Origin of the sequence: Acidovorax sp. sic0104 (assembly GCF_019219095.1) — a bacterium.
Taxonomy (GTDB): domain Bacteria; phylum Pseudomonadota; class Gammaproteobacteria; order Burkholderiales; family Burkholderiaceae_C; genus Acidovorax.
Genome location: NZ_JAHUWH010000006.1, coordinates 78,721 through 96,859, shown reverse-complemented (window position 1 = coordinate 96,859; position 18,139 = coordinate 78,721). Strand labels below are relative to the sequence as shown.

15 protein-coding genes are annotated in these 18,139 nt (G+C 64.9%); 4 read left to right on the top strand and 11 right to left on the bottom strand.

The features are described from left to right. The first annotated feature begins 179 nt into the window (after nt 1-179). Nucleotides 180-2,405 (top strand): EAL domain-containing protein, encoded by a 2,226-nt coding sequence (locus KW835_RS11665; RefSeq protein ID WP_218382552.1) that lies wholly within the window; start codon nt 180-182, stop codon nt 2,403-2,405. 188 nt (nt 2,406-2,593) lie between these two features. On the opposite strand, the gene KW835_RS11660 is transcribed toward KW835_RS11665, so the two are convergent. The 6 genes from KW835_RS11660 to KW835_RS11635 all read right to left on the bottom strand — a co-directional run bounded on the left by KW835_RS11660 (nt 2,594) and on the right by KW835_RS11635 (nt 9,513). Further along, complete coding sequence (locus tag KW835_RS11660) at nt 2,594-3,631, bottom strand: amino acid ABC transporter substrate-binding protein (protein WP_218382551.1); 1,038 nt, start codon at nt 3,629-3,631, stop codon at nt 2,594-2,596. Between the two features lie 23 nt (nt 3,632-3,654). Further along, entirely contained in the window at nt 3,655-4,218 is a 564-nt protein-coding gene (locus KW835_RS11655) for an N-acetyltransferase (protein WP_218382550.1), read from the bottom strand. Between the two features lie 84 nt (nt 4,219-4,302). Then, nucleotides 4,303-5,637, bottom strand: coding sequence for a phosphoglucosamine mutase (gene glmM / locus KW835_RS11650; protein WP_218382549.1), 1,335 nt, complete (start codon nt 5,635-5,637; stop codon nt 4,303-4,305). A 110-nt stretch (nt 5,638-5,747) separates the two neighbouring features. Next, on the bottom strand, nt 5,748-6,584 hold the full coding sequence (gene folP / locus KW835_RS11645; RefSeq protein ID WP_218382548.1) for a dihydropteroate synthase: 837 nt from the start codon (nt 6,582-6,584) through the stop codon (nt 5,748-5,750). 169 nt (nt 6,585-6,753) lie between these two features. Continuing rightward, nucleotides 6,754-8,676 carry an ATP-dependent zinc metalloprotease FtsH gene (gene ftsH / locus KW835_RS11640; RefSeq protein WP_218382547.1) on the bottom strand — a complete coding sequence of 641 codons (1,923 nt, stop codon included), beginning with the start codon at nt 8,674-8,676 and terminating at the stop codon, nt 6,754-6,756. A gap of 174 nt (nt 8,677-8,850) precedes the next feature. Beyond that, on the bottom strand, nt 8,851-9,513 hold the full coding sequence (locus tag KW835_RS11635) for an RlmE family RNA methyltransferase (protein WP_218382546.1): 663 nt from the start codon (nt 9,511-9,513) through the stop codon (nt 8,851-8,853). A 103-nt stretch (nt 9,514-9,616) separates the two neighbouring features. Between KW835_RS11635 and KW835_RS11630 the strand changes: the two genes are divergently transcribed. Next, nucleotides 9,617-10,090: a YhbY family RNA-binding protein gene (locus tag KW835_RS11630; protein WP_218382545.1), complete on the top strand. Its 474-nt coding sequence runs from the start codon at nt 9,617-9,619 to the stop codon at nt 10,088-10,090. After that, a complete protein-coding gene (locus KW835_RS11625) occupies nt 10,090-10,875 on the top strand; it encodes a glycosyltransferase (RefSeq protein WP_218382544.1) in 786 nt (261 codons plus the stop codon). The genes KW835_RS11630 and KW835_RS11625 overlap by 1 nt, the downstream gene beginning before the upstream one ends. A gap of 79 nt (nt 10,876-10,954) precedes the next feature. On the opposite strand, the gene KW835_RS11620 is transcribed toward KW835_RS11625, so the two are convergent. From KW835_RS11620 to carA, 5 genes are all read right to left on the bottom strand, one after another. Then, entirely contained in the window at nt 10,955-11,404 is a 450-nt protein-coding gene (locus KW835_RS11620; RefSeq protein WP_218382779.1) for a DUF4149 domain-containing protein, read from the bottom strand. Between the two features lie 23 nt (nt 11,405-11,427). Next, nucleotides 11,428-11,904 carry a transcription elongation factor GreA gene (gene greA, locus KW835_RS11615; RefSeq protein WP_218382543.1) on the bottom strand — a complete coding sequence of 159 codons (477 nt, stop codon included), beginning with the start codon at nt 11,902-11,904 and terminating at the stop codon, nt 11,428-11,430. 171 nt (nt 11,905-12,075) lie between these two features. Continuing rightward, entirely contained in the window at nt 12,076-15,333 is a 3,258-nt protein-coding gene (gene carB, locus KW835_RS11610; protein WP_218382542.1) for a carbamoyl-phosphate synthase large subunit, read from the bottom strand. Nucleotides 15,334-15,343: 10 nt separating this feature from the next. Beyond that, complete coding sequence (locus tag KW835_RS11605; RefSeq protein ID WP_218382541.1) at nt 15,344-15,766, bottom strand: hypothetical protein; 423 nt, start codon at nt 15,764-15,766, stop codon at nt 15,344-15,346. A 17-nt stretch (nt 15,767-15,783) separates the two neighbouring features. Next, complete coding sequence (gene carA, locus KW835_RS11600) at nt 15,784-16,956, bottom strand: glutamine-hydrolyzing carbamoyl-phosphate synthase small subunit (protein ID WP_218382540.1); 1,173 nt, start codon at nt 16,954-16,956, stop codon at nt 15,784-15,786. Between the two features lie 305 nt (nt 16,957-17,261). On the opposite strand from carA, the gene KW835_RS11595 reads away from it, so the two are divergent. Further along, nucleotides 17,262-18,077, top strand: a complete 816-nt coding sequence (locus KW835_RS11595; RefSeq protein ID WP_218382539.1) for a hypothetical protein — start codon at nt 17,262-17,264, stop codon at nt 18,075-18,077. Nucleotides 18,078-18,139 lie beyond the last annotated feature (62 nt).

Genomic DNA, 18,139 nt, shown 5'->3' with positions numbered 1-18,139 from the left:
TCTGGGGGCGGAGGGCCTCGCTTGTCTTGTCCAAGGCATGCCCGGTGCAGGCCGGGCGGCGTCAGCCCTGTGCCTGGCGACACAGCCACCCGGAAAATCCACGCCACGGGGCTTGTAAGGCAGCGCTGCTACACTTTGGTACAAATTCCCCCTCGGTCCCCCATTTCCCTTCGGTTCCCATGTCCGCGCCCTATGGTGCTCCAGAGTTGCAGCGCCCTGGAGCCGCCCCCGACACGCCCTTGCAGCGCGCTCTGCGCGAACAGCAAACCCTGCTGGACAGCGCGGGCGTCGGCATCGTCTTTCTGCGCCAGCGCAGCGTGGTGCGCTGCAACCAGCGCTACGCCGAGATCTTTGGGTACGCCAGTGCGGAACGCCTGGTGGGGCTCAACACAGAGGCGTTCTACCCGGACCGGGACTCTTTCCGGGAACTGGGGCGCACGGCCTACCCCGTGCTGGCTCAAGGCCAGTCGTTTCGCATTGAACGCACGCTGAGGCGGCGCAACGGCAGCCTGTTCTGGGGCAGCCTCACCGGGCGGCTCATCAATCCACAGGACACCACCGAAGGCTCGATATGGATCGTCGACGACATCGACGAGCACAAGCGTGCCCAGGCGGCCCTGAGTGCGGCAGTCAGTGAAAAGCACTTGCTGTTCGACAGCGCCATGGTGGGCATCGTCTTCCTGCGCGACCGGCACCTGACCCGCTGCAACCACCATTTCGAGCAAATGCTGGGCTACCAGCCCGGCGAACTGGCGGGCAGCCCCTCGCGCCGCTGGTACGCCAGCGACGAGGCCTGGAACGAAGTGGGTCGCCGGTGCTATCCGCTCATGGCTGCCGGCCTGACCTACGAAGGCGAGGTGGAGCTGTGCCGCAAGGACGGAACCCCCGTCATCTGCGAAGTGCGCAGCAAATCCCTGGACCCGTCGGACCCATCGCAGGGTGCCATCTGGATCACCATGGACATCACCGAGCGCAAGACGGCACAGGCCGCCCTGGCGCGCGCGCACGAGGACCTGGAGCAGCAGGTTCAGGACCGCACCCGCGAACTGCGCGAGACGGTGGACAACCTGCACCGCGAAATCAACGACCGCAAGGCGGACCAGGAGCGCATCTATTGGCTGGCCCACTACGACGCCCTGACCGGCCTGCCCAACCGCACCCTGCTGTCCGAACGCGCGCAGCAGGCCATTCGTGTCGCGCAGGAGGGCAACACGCCACTGGCCGTGATCTTCCTGGACCTGGACCACTTCAAGCATGTGAACGACTCGCTGGGTCACCGGGTGGGCGATGCCCTGCTGGTGGAGATCGCCAAGCGGCTGCGCGCCGTGGTGCGGGACAAGGACACGGTATCGCGCCTGGGTGGCGATGAGTTCGTCCTGCTGCTGCCAGGCGCCAACGCGCACGGCGCGGCGCGCGTGGCTGGCAAGCTGCAGGAGGCGTCGCGCCAGCACTACCAGATCGACCACCATGAGCTCACCATGGCCCCTTCGATGGGCATCGCGCTGTTCCCACAGGACGGCGCGGACTTCGACACGCTGACGCAGTCGGCCGACGTGGCCATGTACCGTGCCAAGCTTGACGGGCGCAACACGTTCAAGTTCTTCACGCCCGAGATGCAGGCCCAGTCCGTGCGTGCGCTGCAGCTGGAGAACGCCCTGCGCCGCGCGCTCGAGCGCAACCAGTTCCACCTGCACTACCAGCCCCAGATGAGCCTGACCACCGGTGCGGTGCGCAGCGTCGAGGCCCTGCTGCGCTGGCAGCATCCGCAGTTCGGGGGCGTGTCGCCGGCCGAGTTCATCCCGATTGCCGAGGACAGTGGCCAGATCCTGCAGATCGGCGAATGGGTGCTGCGCACGGCGCTCGCCCAGCTCAAGGAGTGGCGCAGCAGCGGGTTTCCGAACTTGCGGATGGCGGTCAATCTGTCTGCCATCCAGTTCCGGCAGCCGCAACTTCCCGAAATGGTGAGCCGCATCCTCGCAGAGATCGACCTGCCCCCCGACGCGCTGGAGCTGGAGCTTACCGAAGGTGTGGCCGTGGACGACCCCCATGCCGCCGTCGCCACCATGGACCAGCTCCATGCGCGCGGCGTGCGCATGTCGATGGATGACTTCGGCACGGGGTATTCGTCGCTGAGCCAGCTCAAGCGCTTTCAGATTTTCAAGCTCAAGATCGACCAGTCCTTCGTGCGCGACCTGGGCGACGAGGGCAATGACCGCGCCATCGTGAGCGCCATCATCCGCATGGCCCAGGCGCTGGGCATGCGCACCACCGCAGAAGGCGTGGAGACCGAGGGCCAACTGGCCTTCTTGCTGGCGCAGGGCTGCGACGAGGCGCAGGGCTACCACTTCAGCATGCCGCTGGCGGCGCCGCAGCTGGAAGCCTTCATGCGGCAGCGGCTGCACTGAGGACGCCTCGAAGGCCTCAGATCCAGGCCCAAAACCCAGCAATATTCAGTAAAAATGGCTTCTACCGCTGGATGAGAAAGCGCAAGCAGCTACATTTTTAGCAGCAATTCAATCCCCGCCTTCATCGGTACATCGATGGACGCAATCACTGGCGGAACGCCTGGCCGTCGCCCTCAGAATCCTCTGGATCAACGCATCGGAAAGGCGTACATCAGCCCTTGCTTGTTCCACTGGTTGTTCAGGCCGCGCGGCAGTCCCAGCGCCGACTTCGGGCCCACGTTGCGCTCGAAAATCTCCCCGTAGTTGCCCGTGGTCTTGATGGCGCGCAGCATCCAGTCGCGGTCCAGCCCAAGCAGCTTGCCGGTATCGTCCGATGACCCCAGGAGGCGCTGCACCACCGGCTGCGCGCTGCTGGCTTTCAGTTGGTCCGCGTTGGCCTGGGTCACGCCGTATTCCTCGGCCTCGATCAGGCCGTAGATCACCCACTTGACCACCGCGAACCACTCGTCGTCCCCACGGCGCACCATGGGCCCGAGCGGCTCCTTGGAGATCAGCTCGGGCAGGATGGTGTGCACGGCCGAGCCGTTGGGAACACGGCTGCGCAGGGACGCGAGGCCCGATGCATCCGTCGTGTATGCGATGCAGCGGCCCGCCAGATACGCCCCCGTCGCCGCATCAATCTTCTCGAACATCACCGGCTTGATGTCCAGGCTGTGGGTGCGCGAATAGTCGAGCAGATTTTTCTCGGTAGTGGTCCCCGATTGCACGCACACTGCCTGCCCCTTGAGTTGGCGGGCATTCCTGATCTTGCTCTTGGCGGGCACCATGAAGCCCTGGCCGTCGTAGTAAGTCACCACCGTCTGGTGCAGTCCGAGCGATGCATCGCGCGTGAGTGAGAACGTGGAGTTGCGCGAGAGCACATCCACCTCGCCGGACTGCAGCGCGGTGAAGCGCTGGGGCACGTCCAGCGGCACATACTTGACCTTCTGTCCGTCGCCCAGCACTGCCGCGGCCAGGGCACGGCAGACATCCACATCCAGGCCCGACCACCTGCCGCTGGCATCCGCCACGGCAAACCCTGCCAGGCCCGTGTTGACGCCGCAGACCACCTGGCCCCGGGCCTTGATGCCATCAAGTGTCTTGCCGGCATGTGCGGCGGGTGCAACCACCAGGGCCGCCAGGGCAGGCAGGGCCAGCGCGCAGATCTGGCGCAGCGGTGTGTTCATCGGTCTGGTCTCCCGGGAAAATGTCAGTGGGCCGCCGGCAGCGGGTGCGCAACAGCATCCTGGAGCGGTTTCTGCAGGAACTGCGCCTGCCCCATGCCCGGCTTCAGAGTGTAGGCCGCAAAGCCTTCGCGCTCATAGGCGCGCAGCGCGCTGTGGTTGCCCGACAGCACCTCCAGCGTCAGCTTGCAAGCCCCACGCTCGCGTGCGATAGCCTCCACCGCCTGCAGCATGCGCTGCGCGATGCGGTGGCCTCGCCACTGCGGCGCGACGGCCACGTCATGCACGTTGACGAGCGGCTTGCATGCGAAAGTCGAAAAACCCTCGAGGCAGTTGATCAGCCCCACAGGAACTTCGCCGTACGGCGAGCCTGGCTCGGCCGCCCAGGCGATCACGCTGAAAGCCTGCGGCCGCTGGCGCAGAGCCTGCGGAAGCCCTTGCTTCACCGCGTCGGACAGCGGCGCGCCGCCGCCGGCGGGGTCCCGCGCATAGCCGTCGAGCAGACCGACCAGGGCCTGGGCTTCGCGGGCATTGCCGTAGTCCACACGCCGGACAGTGATGATGGGTGGGGCACAAGACGCGGGGGACATCGAAAGACTCCAGAACGGCCGATGCGGCCAAAACGACAGCAGACCGGGCCGCCCGCCCCGCAGACCAACGCCGGGTGCGCATGGTCAGCCGGCGCGGGCAGCGTCGGCGAGCTTCTGGGCGCACAGGCTGGCCTGCTGGGCATCGCGCGCTTCCACCATCACCCGCAGCAGCGGCTCGGTGCCGCTGGCGCGAATCAGCACCCGGCCGGTAGCGCCCAGCTCCCGCTCCACGCTGCGCGTGGTCTCCTCCAGCAGGCGGTTGGCCTTCCAGTCCTGCCCCGGGGCCAGGCGCACGTTGAGCAGCACCTGTGGGTACAGCGTGACATCCGCCAGCAACTGGGCCAAGGTTCTGCCGCTGCGCACGCAGGCCTGCAGTACCTGCAGTGCGCTGACCAGGCCGTCGCCCGTGGTGTGGCGGTCAAGCGCCAGCAGGTGGCCGGAACCCTCCCCGCCAAGCACCCAACAGTTGCGCGCCAGTTCTTCCAGTACGTAGCGGTCGCCCACCTTGGCGCGCACGAACTTCACACCGCGTGCCTGCAGGGCCACCTCCACTGCCATGTTGGTCATCAGCGTGCCCACCACGCCGGGCACGTGCTCGTCCCGGCCCATGCGGTCCGCGGCCATGAGGTACAGCAGTTCATCTCCGTTGTACAAACGGCCGGTGGCATCGACCACCTGGAGGCGGTCGGCATCGCCGTCGAGCGCTATGCCATAGTCAGCGCGGTTGGCACGCACTGCGCGGGCCAAGGCATCGGGGTGCGTGGCGCCCACGTCGCGGTTGATGTTGAGGCCGTCGGGAGAGCAGCCGATGGACAGCACTTCGGCCCCCAGTTCATGGAACACCTTGGGCGCCACCTGGTAGGCCGCGCCGTGTGCGGCGTCCACCACGATTTTCAGGCCCTTCAGGGTGAGGTCCTGCGGAAAGGTGCTCTTGCAGAACTCGATGTAGCGGCCGGCGGCATCTTCCAGGCGCCGCGCCTTGCCCAGGTTGGCGGAATCAGCCCACACGGGTGGCTCGGCCAAGGCAGCCTCTACGGCCAACTCCCACTCATCGGACAGCTTGGTGCCCTGGGCACTGAAGAATTTGATGCCGTTGTCCGGGTAGGGGTTGTGGCTGGCACTGATGACCACCCCCAGGCTGGCGCGCTGGGCGCGCGTCAGGTAGGCCACGCCAGGCGTGGGCAGGGGGCCCAGCAGCACCACGTCCACGCCAGCGGAGTTGAACCCGGATTCGAGCGCGCTCTCCAGCATGTAGCCTGAAATACGGGTGTCCTTGCCAATCAGCACTGTCGGGCGCTCTTCCGTCCTTCGCAGCACACGCCCCACAGCGTGGGCCAGGCGCAGGACAAAGTCCGGAGTGATGGGGGGTTGGCCCACGGTGCCGCGGATGCCATCGGTTCCAAAATACTGGCGCGTCATGTTGAAGCGTCTCCTCGTGTTGATCTCGTTATGGGTTGCCCAGCCGCCCTTCAGCGCTCTGGAAATCGGTCATGCCGCGAGCCCGCCGGACGCCGGCAGGCACCGCAACGTCAATCCAAGGCCTGCTGGCGCATCGCGCCCCACACTTTCAAGGCAAGCACCGTGTCCCGCACATCGTGAACGCGCACCACAGATGCGCCGCGCTCAACCGCCAGCAAGGCGGCGGCCACGCTGGGGACCATGCGCTGGTCCACCGCCAGGCCCGTCACCGCGCCGAGCGACGACTTGCGCGACCACCCGGCGAGCACGGCATGGCCGATATTGCGAAGCCCTTGCTGCTGGGCCAGCAGGGCGAAGTTCTGCGCCACGGTCTTGCCAAAGCCGATGCCGGGGTCGAGCACGATGCGGTCTTTCTGAACGCCCAGCGCTTGCAGATTCTGCGCCGACAGCTGCAAAAAAGATAGCACCTGAGCCACGACGTCGCCGTCCATGGGCGCGGCTTGCATGGTCTGCGGATCGCGGTGCATGTGCATCAGGCAAACGCCGCAGCGCGGGTGCGCCGCCACAGCCGCCGCAGCACCCGGCTGGCGGAGCGCCCAGATATCGTTGACGATGTCCGCCCCCAGGTCCAGCACGGCCTGCATGACTTCTGGCTTGTAGGTGTCCACGGAGACCGGCACGCCCAGGCTGACGGCGCCGCGCACCAGCGGCACCACGCGGGCAAGTTCTTCGTCCAGCGGCACGGGCGGGCTGCCGGGGCGCGTGGATTCGCCACCGATGTCGAGGATGTCCGCGCCGTCCTTCAGCAACTGCTCGCAATGCTGCAATGCAGCCAGCGTGGACCCATGGTGTCCACCGTCGGAGAACGAGTCCGGCGTGACATTGACGATCCCCATGATCTGCGGACGGCTGAGGTCGATGACGAAACGGGAGGTCTGCCAGATCATGGTCTATCGCAGGAAAAAAGGCTCTTTGAAATCAAGCTGCAGCGGGACGGCCCGCCCAGATGGCATGGATCGGAGCGTCGGGCAAAAGCGGGGCAACATCCGGCACGCTGAACAGAAAAACGGGGCACAAGGCCCCGTTCGTTCAGCGATGGAAACGCACCCCAGGCCGTCAGGCAGCCGAAGGAGCGGTGTCCGTGGCAACGGCCGGTGTGCCGCCGCTCGAATTGTCGCCACCCGACGAGGGGGGCGTGCGTGGAGTCCAGTCCTTGGGTGGACGGGGCTCCTTGCCGGCCATGATGTCGTCCAACTGCTCGATATCGATGGTTTCCCATTCGAGCAGGGCCTTGGCCATGGCGTGCATCTTGTCGCTGTTCTCTTCGATCAGGCGGCGGGCCAGGTTGTACTGTTCGTCGATGATGCGGCGCACTTCGCTGTCGACCTTCTCCATGGTCTGCTCGCTCATGTTCGTGGTCTTGGTGACTGATCGGCCCAGGAAGACTTCGCCTTCGTTTTCGGCATACACCATGGGGCCCAGCGCTTCGGTCATGCCATAGCGGGTCACCATGTCGCGTGCGATGTGCGTGGCACGCTCGAAGTCGTTGCTGGCGCCGGTGGTCATCTGGTTCATGAACACTTCTTCGGCGATGCGGCCACCGAACAACATGCTGATCTGGTTGAGCATGTACTCGCGGTCGTAGCTGTAGCGGTCCTGCTCGGGCAGGCTCATCGTCACGCCCAGGGCGCGACCACGGGGAATGATGGTGACCTTGTGCACGGGGTCGCACTTGGGCAGCAGCCTGCCGATCAGTGCGTGACCAGACTCGTGGTAGGCCGTGTTGCGGCGCTCTTCCTCGGGCATGACCATGCTCTTGCGCTCGGGTCCCATCAGGATCTTGTCCTTGGCCTTCTCGAAGTCCTGCATTTCCACGGTGCGCGCGTTGCGGCGTGCGGCCATCAACGCAGCCTCGTTACACAGGTTGGCAAGGTCGGCGCCGCTCATGCCGGGCGTGCCGCGGGCGATGATGCTGGGCGCCACGTCCTGCCCGATCGGGATCTTGCGCATGTGCACGTTCAGGATCTGCTCGCGGCCGCGGATGTCGGGCAGCGTCACGTAGACCTGGCGGTCGAAACGTCCGGGGCGCAGCAGGGCAGCGTCCAGGATGTCGGGGCGGTTGGTGGCAGCCACCACGATCACGCCGAGGTTGGTCTCGAAGCCGTCCATCTCGACCAGCATCTGGTTCAGGGTCTGCTCGCGTTCGTCGTTGCCACCACCCAGGCCGGCGCCACGCTGACGGCCCACAGCGTCGATTTCATCGATGAAGATGATGCAGGGGGCGTTCTTCTTGGCGTTGTCGAACATGTCGCGCACACGGGCCGCGCCCACACCGACGAACATTTCCACGAAATCCGAGCCCGAGATGCTGAAGAACGGCACCTTGGCTTCACCCGCGATCGACTTGGCCAGCAGGGTCTTGCCGGTGCCCGGAGGGCCTACCAGCAGAAGGCCGCGCGGGATGCGGCCGCCGAGCTTCTGGAACTTCTGGGGGTCCTTCAGGAAGTCCACGACTTCCTTGACCTCTTCCTTGGCTTCGTCGCAGCCCGCCACGTCCGCGAACGTGACCTGGTTGTTGTTCTCGTCGAGCATGCGCGCCTTGCTCTTGCCAAAGCTGAAGGCCCCGCCCTTGCCGCCGCCCTGCATCTGGCGCATGAAGTACACCCACACGCCGATGAGCAGCAGCATGGGGCCCCAGCTGACCAGCAGGGTCATGAGCAGGGAGCTTTCTTCGCGGGGCTTGACGTCGAACTTGACGTTGTTGTTGATGAGATCACCCACGAGGCCGCGATCAAGGTAGGTCGCGGTCGTGCGGATCTTGCGGTCGTCGTTGGTGACCGCCACGATCTCGGTGCCGCCCTGGCCTTCCTGGATGGTTGCACTCTTGATGCGGTTGCTGCGGACTTCCTCGAGGAATTCCGAGTAGCCGACGTGGCCTGCGCTGGCGCCTGCACGGGTGTCAAACTGTTTGAACACCGTAAAAAGCACCATGGCAATGACCAGCCACACGGCAATTTTTGAAAACCACTGATTGTTCAAGCGGGGCTCCAGTTGCAGGAAACAGAAAACGGACACACTACCGTCACGGCTCGCATGTGCGGCCCATTTTAGGTCTTTCAAGCCACCCGGCCACCCCTATTCCCCCTAGCGGCCATGGAAACAGCACGGGCTTTGCGGCTGCAATTCACGTTTCTTGACCTCGCGCAAGGCACTTCAGCCCGAGTTCTTGAGCCCCATTCCCACGAGAAAGGTCTCCGACGATTTGTCGCGCGAGGCCTTGGGCTTCAAGGGTTTGACCACCTTGAAGGTCTGCTTGAACAGCGTGACCAGGTCGCTGTAGCCACTGCCGTGGAACAGCTTGACCACCAGGGCCCCGTCCGGTTTCAAATGGTTGCAAGCAAAATCCACGGCCAGCTCCACAAGGTGGGCGATGCGCGCGGCATCCGCCGACTCGATACCTGACAGGTTGGGCGCCATGTCCGACACCACCACGTCCACGACCCGGCCGTCCAGCGCTGCTTCGAGCCGCGCGAGCACATCGGCCTCCCGAAAGTCTCCATTCAGGTACGTGACGCCCTCGATGGGCTCCATGGGCAGGATGTCCAGGGCAATGATCGCGCCGTTGAGCTGCCCTGCCGCAGCGCCTGTGGGCGACAGCCGGCGGCGCAGGTACTGGCTCCAGGCCCCGGGCGTCGAGCCCAGGTCCACCACGGTGTGGCCGGGCTTGATGAGCCCGAGCTGCTCGTCGATTTCCTTGAGCTTGTAGGCCGCCCGCGCGCGGTAGCCCTCTTTCTGGGCCAGCTTGACGTACGTGTCGTTGACGTGGTCGTTCAGCCAGGCCTTGTTGACCTTCTTGCTCTGGGTTTTGACTTTCATACACCGCTATTGTCTCTCGGCAGGCGCTGCAGGCCATTGCACCATTGCCCCAGCGCCACCAAAATACCGCGCCTGTCCGGCAGGGGCGGGGATAATACGGCCCATGCCCCAAATTCAACTGACTCCGGCCGAGCGCCGCATTCACCGCGCTGATGCCCACCACCTTGACCCCGTGGTCCTGGTCGGCGGCGACGGCCTCACTCCTGCCGTCAAGAAAGAGGTGGACGCCGCCCTCAACGCCCACGGGCTCATCAAGGTACGCGTGTTCGGCGACGACCGCGCGGCCCGCGAGCTGATGTACCAGGAGCTCGCGGCCGAGCTCAACGCCGCGCCCGTACAGCACATCGGCAAGTTGCTGGTGCTGTGGCGGCCTGTTCCGGCCAAGGAGCGGGCGGTGGACGAAGACCGCATGCCCGGCCCGCGCGATGTGAAGGTGCTCAAGTTCAGCAAGCGCGGCGGCCAGCGCCCCGAGATCAAGCAGCTGCGCGTGCTGGGCAACCAGCGCCTCACATCGGGCGGCCAGATCAAACGCGCCAAGCCCAAGCAAAAGTCCATCAAGAAGCGCCAGGCGGACTGATGAGCCCACACGCAGTAACTGCAACCCTTGCAGCGCCTGCCGCCCCGGCCAGCCCCGCCCCCGTCCGCCACATCCTCTGCATGAAGTGGGGCACGAAATATGGCCCCGAGTACGTCAACCGGCTGTATGCAATGGTGCGCAGGCACCTCTCGGGCGACTTCCGATTCGTCTGCCTGACGGACGACAGTGCAGGCATCCGCGGCGAGGTGCTGTGCCTGCCAATCCCTCCTCTGGACCTGCCGGCGGGCATTCCGGAGCGCGGCTGGACCAAGCTCGCCACCTTTGCTGCCGACCTGCACGGGCTCAAGGGCACCGCCCTCTTCCTCGATGTGGACGTGGTCGTCACCGGCAGCCTGGATGATTTCTTCACCCAGCCGGGCGAGTTCCTGATCATCCACGACTACAAGCGCCCCTGGCGCATCACGGGCAACTCGTCGGTCTACCGGTTCGAGCTCGGGGCACACCCTGATGTGCTGGAGCATTTCCGCGCCCATTTCGCCGAGATCCGGCAGGAATTCCGCAACGAGCAGGCCTACCTCTCGGACTTCCTGCACAAGCAGGGAAAGCTGCAATACTGGCCTGCCCAATGGTGCCCGAGCTTCAAATACCATGGCATTCCGCCCTGGCCCACCAACTATTGGCGGCCTCCTACCGTGCCGCCGGGGGCACGCATCGTGATCTTCCATGGGGAATGCAACCCCCCCGATGCGCTGGCGGGGCGCCGCAACCGCAGATTCCGCTACATCCGCCCTGCGGCGTGGGTGGGCGAGCACTGGCGGGAATGACGCGCAGGCTCGCAACGCGGGCCAGCGGGTGCAAGGGAATACTCTCAGCGCCGCAGCCCTATGGCCGCTGCAATACCCTCTAGCGCGTACCGGCAGCCTCTTCGGCAGGGACCGCCGCTGCATCCGGGCGCAGCGTGTTCCACAGCACCGCCAGGGCGCAGCCCCACTGCAGCAGGTACATTGCGGACCCCACGCTGTGCCACAGGCGCAGGTCCTGGCGCGCTACGATGCGCGGTGCCACGCCGAACTGGGAGACCAGCGCCAACAGCATGCCGCCCAGTATGAAAACCATAGCTGCCCGCGCCCACTGGTATTGCGATACAGCGTGTTTCGGGCGTGAAAGCAGCAGCAACACCGCGCAGCAGACCACGGCCACCCAGGTCTGCGCAGCAAACAGCCTGGCTGCCATGTTGCCGGCGATGGAAGGCGACGGCAGGTGCGCAAAAAGCATGGGCACCACCAGGAAGCCGATGGTGGTGAGGCTACCCCACCACAGGGCCGCCACCAATGCGGGAACTCTCTGGCGCATGCTGATGCCGCCGGTTTTTGCCGTCACTGGTAGCTCACACCCACCACTTCGTAGCGGCGGATGCCACCCGGAGCCTGCACTTCGGCCGTGTCGCCCTCTTCCTTGCCGATCAGCGCACGGGCGATCGGGCTCGAAATATTGATGAGGCCTTGCTTGAGGTCGGCTTCGTCCTCGCCCACGATCTGGTACTTGACCGGTTCGCCGGATTCTTCGTCCTCCAGCTCGACCGTGGCACCGAACACCACCTTGCCGCCACCGTCCACGGCGCTGGGGTCGATCACCTGCGCCACCGACAGCTTGCCTTCGATTTCCTGGATGCGGCCTTCGATGAAGCCCTGGCGGTCCTTGGCGGCGTCGTAGTCGGCGTTTTCACTCAGGTCGCCCTGTGCACGCGCTTCGGCGATGGCAGTGATCACCGCGGGCCGCTCCACGGTCTTGAGGCGGTGCAGTTCTTCCTTGAGCTTTTCTGCGCCGCGCTTGGTGATGGGGATGGTGGCCATGTTTTCGTCTCCATAGGTCAACAAGCCGGGCCCTGCACAAGGCCCGGGCCCGGTCGGTCAGCCCGCACGGCTGGCAGTGCCGTGCGATTGGCGACCCTACAAAAGGAAACCGCCGCACGTTGCCGCGCGGCGGTGTTGTTCAGCGGGCAATTATGCCGCTTTTACCGGGGCTCAGGCCGCCAGTTGCGCATGCAGTTCCTGCACCGAGTACACGTCGAGATTGTCGAGGTACTTCATGCCTTCCACGGCAGCTTCGGCACCGAAGATGGTGGTGAAGGTGGTGACGCGCGCCAGCAGCGAGCTGGTGCGGATCGCACGCGAATCGGCGATCGCGTTGCGGCGCTCTTCCACGGTGTTGATCACCATCACGATCTCGTTGTTCTTGATCATGTCCACGATGTGCGGGCGGCCTTCGGTGACCTTGTTGACCACCTTGACGGGAACGCCCGCGGCCTCGATGGCCGCCGCCGTGCCCTTGGTCGCCACCAGGTCGAAGCCCAGCGCCACGAGCTGGCGCGCGATGTCCACCGCGCGGGGCTTGTCGCTGTTCTTCACGGTGAGGAACACCTTGCCCGACGTGGGCAGCTTGGTGCCGGCGCCCAGCTGGCTCTTCACGAAGGCTTCGCCGAAGGTCTTGCCCACGCCCATGACTTCGCCGGTCGACTTCATCTCGGGGCCGAGGATGGTGTCCACGCCGGGGAACTTCACGAACGGGAAGACGGCTTCCTTCACGCTGAAGTACGGCGGCGTGACTTCTTCGGTGATGCCTTGCGATTCCAGCGACTGGCCCGCCATGCAGCGCGCAGCCACCTTGGCCAGCTGGATGCCCGTGGCCTTGGAGACGAACGGCACCGTGCGCGAGGCGCGGGGGTTCACTTCCAGCACGTAGATCACGTCCTTCTTCACGCCGTTCTCTTCCACTTCCTGGATGGCGAACTGCACGTTCATCAGGCCCACCACGTTCAGGCCGGCAGCCATGGCGGCCGACTGGCGCTTGAGTTCATCGACCGTGGCCTTGGACAGGTAGTACGGAGGCAGCGAGCACGCGGAGTCGCCCGAGTGCACGCCAGCCTGTTCGATGTGTTCCATCACGCCGCCGATGAAAGTCTTGCCGGTGGGGTCGCGCAGGCAGTCCACATCGCATTCGATGGCGTCGTTCAGGAAGCGGTCCAGCAGCACGGGCGAGTCGTTGCTCACCTTGACGGCCTCGCGCATGTAGCGCTCCAGGTCGCGCTGCTCGTGCACGATCTCCATCGCGCGGCCGCCCAGCACGTAGCTGGGGCGCACCACCAACGGATAACCGAGGGCTGCCGCCTTCTCCAGCGCTTCGGGCTCGGTACGTGCCGTGGCGTTGGGCGGCTGGCGCAGACCCAGGTCGTTGAGCAGCTTCTGGAAGCGCTCGCGGTCTTCGGCCGCATCGATCATGTCGGGCGAGGTGCCGATGATCGGCACGCCTTCAGCTTCCAGGCCCAGCGCCAGCTTGAGCGGCGTCTGGCCACCGTACTGCACGATCACGCCGGCCGGCTTTTCCTTGTCGACGATCTCGAGCACGTCTTCGAGCGTGAGCGGCTCGAAGTACAGGCGGTCGGAAGTGTCGTAGTCGGTGGAGACGGTCTCGGGGTTGCAGTTGACCATGATGGTCTCGTAGCCGTCCTCGCGCATGGCGAGCGCCGCGTGCACACAGCAGTAGTCGAACTCGATGCCCTGGCCGATGCGGTTCGGGCCACCGCCCAGCACCATGATCTTCTTGTTGGTGGTCGGCTCGGCCTCGCACTCTTCCTCGTAGGTGGAGTACAGGTAGGCGGTGTTGGTGGCGAACTCGGCGGCGCAGGTGTCCACGCGCTTGTAGACGGGGCGCACCTTGAGGGCGCGGCGCGCTTCGCGCACGGCCTTTTCGGTGGTCTTGAGCAGCTTGGCCAGGCGGCGGTCCGAGAAGCCCTTCTTCTTGAGCGAGCGCAGCGTGTCGGCGTCCAGAGCGGCCAGCGCAGCGTCGCCCTTGGCTTCGGCGATCTGGTCGAGTTCAAGCTCGATCTTCACGATCTCTTCGATCTGCACCAGGAACCACTTGTCGATCTTGGTGAGGTCGTACACCTCATCCACCGACAAACCCATGGCGAACGCATCGCCCACGTACCAGATGCGCTCGGGGCCGGGCTCGCCCAGTTCCTTTTCGAGCACTTCGCGGTCCTGGGTCTTCTCGTTCATGCCGTCCACGCCCACTTCCAGGCCGCGCAGGGCCTTCTGGAAGGACTCCTGGAAGGTGCGGCCCATGGCCATGACCTCGCCCACCGACTTCATCTGCGTGGTCAGGCGGCTGTCGGCCGTGGGGAATTTCTCGAACGCGAAACGCGGGATCTTGGTGACCACGTAGTCGATCGAAGGCTCGAACGATGCAGGTGTGGCGCCGCCGGTGATCTCGTTCTTGAGCTCATCGAGCGTGTAGCCCACGGCCAGCTTGGCGGCGACCTTGGCGATGGGGAAGCCCGTGGCCTTGGAGGCCAGCGCCGACGAACGCGACACGCGCGGGTTCATCTCGATGACGATCATGCGGCCGTCCTTCGGGTTGACCGAGAACTGCACGTTGGAGCCGCCCGTGTCCACGCCGATCTCGCGCAGCACCGCGAGCGACGCGTTGCGCATGATCTGGTATTCCTTGTCGGTCAGAGTCTGCGCGGGAGCCACCGTGATCGAGTCGCCGGTGTGCACGCCCATGGGGTCCAGGTTCTCGATGGAGCAGATGATGATGCAGTTGTCCGCCTTGTCGCGGACCACTTCCATCTCGTACTCCTTCCATCCGAGCAGCGATTCTTCGATGAGCAGCTCGTTGGTGGGCGAGGCTTCCAGGCCACGCTTGCAGATGGTTTCGAACTCTTCGGGGTTGTAGGCAATGCCGCCACCGGTGCCACCCAGCGTGAAGCTGGGACGGATCACCGTAGGGAAGCCCACGCTCTTTTGCACGGCCCAGGCTTCGTCCATGCTGTGGGCGATGCCCGAGCGCGCGGAGCCCAGACCGATCTTGGTCATGGCGTCCTTGAACTTCAGGCGGTCTTCGGCCTTGTCGATGGCTTCGGGCGTGGCGCCGATGAGCTCGACCTTGTACTTGTCGAGCACGCCGTTGCGCCACAGGTCCAGTGCGCAATTGAGCGCGGTCTGGCCGCCCATGGTGGGCAGGATGGCGTCGGGGCGCTCCTTGGCGATGATCTTCTCGACCGTCTGCCAGGTGATGGGCTCGATGTAGGTGACATCGGCCGTGGCCGGGTCGGTCATGATCGTCGCAGGGTTGCTGTTGATCAGGATGACCTTGTAGCCCTCTTCGCGCAGGGCCTTGCAGGCCTGTACGCCGGAGTAGTCGAATTCGCAGGCCTGGCCGATGATGATCGGGCCGGCGCCGATGATGAGGATGCTTTTTAAGTCTGTACGTTTTGGCATGGTGCGTCGATCAGTCGATCGTGGGTTCGGCTGCCTGGGGGCCAGGGGTCTGGGCGGGGGCTGCTGCGTCTGCCAGTGGGCGGCGTGCGGTCAGCTTGGCAAGCAGCGCCTCGGCGCGTGCAGGGGGAAGGTTCTTCTGCATCAGTTGCAGCAGGCCGTCACCCTGGATCAGCGGGCGCAGGACTTCTTCTTCGGCGTCATAAAAGGTCACTTCCCAGTCCTGCAGCAGTTCTGCGAAAGCCTCGTCATCCAGCGTCTTGCCCTTGGCCACAAGGGTGACCAGCGGCATTGCCTTGTTTTCGACAAAGGCTTTCTTGTAGGGCTTTTGCGCCCATCGCTCGGTGAACCATTCGCGATGGGGCGACGGCAGCGTCAGGACGCGCTTGTGGATCGCCTTTTCAAGCGTGCCCAAGGGGAAGCTGAATAGTTTCATGGCGCTCTTGCGTACGTTCAGTCCGCCTTGGCCGCGCGCATGGCGTCGGTGAAGCGGTCGAACAGGTAGGCGATGTCGTGCGGACCGGGCGATGCCTCTGGGTGGCCCTGGAAGCAGAAGGCCGGCTTGTCCTTGTGCGCCAGGCCCTGCAGCGTGCCGTCGAACAGGCTGACGTGCGTGGCGCGCAGGTTGGAGGGCAGCGACTGCATGTCCACAGCAAAGCCATGGTTCTGGCTGGTGATGCTCACGCGGCCGGTGTCCAGGTCCTTCACGGGATGGTTCGCGCCGTGGTGGCTGTTCGTCATCTTGAAGGTCTTGGCCCCTGCGGCCAGCGCCATGATCTGGTGGCCCAGGCAGATGCCGAAGGTGGGCACGCCGCTGTCCACGATGGTGCGGGTGGCCGCAATGGCGTAGTCGCAAGGCTCTGGATCGCCGGGGCCATTGGACAGGAACACGCCGTCGGGCTTCAGAGCCAGCACATCGGCGGCAGGCGTCTTGGCGGGCACCACGGTGACCTTGCAGCCGCGCTCGGCCAGCATGCGCAGGATGTTCTTCTTCACGCCGAAGTCGTAGGCCACCACATGGAACCGGGGTTGGGCGAGCTCTCCATAGCCGGAGCCGAGTTTCCACTCGGTCTGGGTCCATTCGTAGCGCGATGGAGTGGACACCACCTTGGCCAGGTCCAACCCGGCCATGTGGGGAGCGGCCTTGGCCTTGGCAATGGCTTCATCGATCAGCGCCGGCGTGACGGCCTGGCCTGCAGGCAGGCCGACGATGGCACCGTTCTGCGCGCCCTTGCTGCGCAGCAGGCGCGTGAGCTTGCGGGTGTCGATATTGGCAATGGCCACCGTGTTCTCGCGCACGAGGTATTGCGACAGGGTTTCCGACTGGCGGAAATTGCTGGCCAGGAGCGGCAGGTCCTTGATGATCAGGCCCGCGGCATGGACCTTGTCGGCTTCGATATCCTCGCCATTGACGCCGTAGTTGCCGATGTGCGGATACGTGAGTGTCACGATCTGCTGGCAATAGCTGGGGTCGGTGAGGATTTCCTGGTAACCGGTGATGGCGGTGTTGAACACCACCTCACCGACGGTGGTGCCGGTGGCACCGATCGAGTTGCCGATAAAGACCGTGCCGTCTGCGAGCGCCAGGATGGCGGGCGGGAAGTTTCCCTTGAGAGACAAAAGCACTGGGTTCTCCGGATGGTTACGGTCGCCCGGCGCCTGCAGGCCACTCGTACACGCAAACGTACGCAGTGCTGGTGGCTGCTCTCAGATGGATTGTTGCTTTGGGTGCGATCGGGCGACGCTGTTGCGAGAAAAGCTCCCGATTATACCCTTCACCAGTCTGGCTCCGGCAAATGCACGCCTTGCATAACCTTGTTACGTAAGGAAGTGTTCCAACCATTTCCAGTCATCACCCGGCCCATAGACTGCGCGCGCACCCCGGTCGAAACCGCCGGATTTTTGTTTCTTCTCAAGAGAGGCTCGACTTCATGTTTTCACTTGTTCGCCCCATTGCAGCCCTGGCGGCTTGCGCAGGCTTCACCCTGTCGGCGCACGCGCTGGAACTCGCCAAGTATCCGCAGGTCTTTGTCGCGCCGCAGGGGGTGGAGGTCGTGCTGGCACCCAGCGCCGACGGCAAGCAGGCGCTGGTGCGGGTCAGCGGCATCAACGACCCCATCGACAAGGTCGTGTTCCTGAGCAACCTGGAGCAGCAAGGCGCGGGGCGCGAGGTCTACTCCACACGCATCGACGGCCGCAACTACGGCCTGCTGCACAAGAACCATCAACCCTATCGCGGCGGCGACCAGTATGTGGTGTACCTCCCGGGCAAGCGGGACGGCGTGCCTCTGGCATTTCATGAGGAAAAGACCAAGTCGTTCAAGGTGGCGGACCTGCAGACGAGCTTTGAGCGCCAGCAAAAGCAGGGCCTGCAGGACAAACTCGCCCGCTTTGACCGCAACAAGCGCCTGGCAGGCGTTCAGGCGGACCTGACCAAGACAGACCAGGAGGCCAGCGCCGCCTGTGGCGTACCCGTGAAAACCACGGTGGACTGGGCCTCGATCGACGACGAAAAATTGCAGACCTTGAGCATCGGCAGCTTCTGCGGCGTGGTCGCTTCCCAGCTCGAATCGATGTGCAGCAACACCCCCGCCTTCAAGGCCAAGGCTTCAAGCCTGGGGCAGGTGCAGTGCAGATTCGCCCCGGAGCTCAAGATCCGCGTCGAGGGCTCGCAGGTGGTGTTCAGCACGGAGAAGGACGCCCCCAACCAGGACGATTTCGTGCGGCAGTTCCTGCGCAACCAGTAAGCTTTGGGGGCGCCTTGCCGGCCTTGCCCGCCATCGCCACCCCCATCGCTGGCGGGGCGTGG